2 protein-coding genes and 1 pseudogene are annotated in these 1293 nt (G+C 40.2%); 1 reads left to right on the top strand and 2 read right to left on the bottom strand.

Translation table 11 applies throughout. The annotated features are described in order from the left end of the window. A partial coding sequence (locus FTV48_RS14780; protein WP_180000777.1) for an IS5-like element IS17 family transposase occupies positions 1-622 on the bottom strand: 622 nt, incomplete at its 3' end. Between the two features lie 55 nt (positions 623-677). Between FTV48_RS14780 and FTV48_RS14785 the strand changes: the two genes are divergently transcribed. After that, the gene (locus FTV48_RS14785; RefSeq protein WP_180000778.1) at positions 678-893 is read left to right on the top strand and encodes a diguanylate cyclase domain-containing protein; all 216 of its coding nucleotides are present in this window, start codon (positions 678-680) and stop codon (positions 891-893) included. A 17-nt stretch (positions 894-910) separates the two neighbouring features. Here the strand turns inward: FTV48_RS14785 and FTV48_RS14790 are convergent. Beyond that, positions 911-1171 (bottom strand): annotated as a pseudogene (locus FTV48_RS14790) (ATPase); the annotation flags it as partial. Between the last annotated feature and the right edge of the window lie 122 nt (positions 1172-1293).

Consider the following 1293-nt stretch of genomic DNA (forward strand, 5'->3'; position numbering starts at 1 on the left):
CAATGACCTGACGGCATTGCTTGGTGTCATAAGCTCCATCGGTATAAACAGAGTCAATCTGCTCATCTTGTGGAATCTGATTAAGTAAATCACCAAGCACCTGTGAATCACTGACATTATTGGTTGTGAGCTGAATAGCGCGTATTTGTAGGGTTTTGGCATCTATACCAATATGTAGTTTACGCCATTGGCGACGATATTCAGCTCCATGTTTCTTGCGTTTCCATTCGCCCTCACCTAGAAACTTCATGCCTGTAGAGTCTACGAGTAGATGCAGCCCATCGCTACTTTTTTGGTAGCTGATTGCAATATCAATATGCTTTTGTCTTCTACAAAGCGTACTGTAATCTGGTGCGGTCCAATTTAATCCGCAAAGTTTAATCAGACTTTGCACAAAGCCAGTGACCATACGTAAAGATAGACGGAATAAGGATTTAATCATTAAGCAGCATTGGATAGCTGCGTCGGAGTAGGTTTGATTTCGCCCTTGTTTGCCTTTTGATGGAGCATACCATTGCGTAGCAGGATCAAACCAAATGGCAATATTTCCGCGACTCATGAGTGCTCGGTTATATGCGGGCCAATTGGTTGTGCGGTAGATTTTGTGTGTAGGCTTCTTCATTTGAAAATTATATCGCTGAAAAAGCCTTTACAGATAGGTTTGTGCAACAAAGCCATTGCAAAGTGCAGATCAAGAATCTTCTTTTGTTTTGCTGGAACGCTTACGTAAAAAGATTGAAGGGCACCTTTTTGTTCATCAGATTCGAGTGACTGCAAGTTTTGGGGCCGCCAAAATAGATACAGAGTCCCAGTTAATGAGTGCTTTAGAAACCGCAGATCAACGTTTATACCAAGCTAAAAATAATGGCCGAAACAGAGTGTGTTTTAACTAACCTAAGTAGACTCCACTTTACTTATTTTCAGATAGCAACCAATCGAGAGCACTCATTTTTACAATACCATTATAATTCGCTTCAGTCCCTATCGTGTCTAAGGTAAGCAAATACTTGGGATACGAATCAGAAATTTTCTGTAATGGACGTAACTCTCGGCTGAGTGTCTCCTCATTGAGCGTTTCTAATGCCACCTGATAATAAGTTAAATTCTGTAAAGTATCGACAGCAACAAAATCAATTTCATATTCATCAACCCGCCCTACATAGACCGTATAAAGAAAAATGGCACAAGAGTAGATGGTAAGCAAAATTACCAATGTAAAATATGCAGACGTCAATTTATTGGTGATCATGCTCTCAGTTATCAAGGCTGTCACTCAGGTATCAAAACCAAAAT

Origin of the sequence: Acinetobacter sp. YH18001 (genome assembly GCF_013416975.1) — a bacterium.
In the GTDB taxonomy this organism is placed as follows: domain Bacteria; phylum Pseudomonadota; class Gammaproteobacteria; order Pseudomonadales; family Moraxellaceae; genus Acinetobacter; species Acinetobacter pseudolwoffii.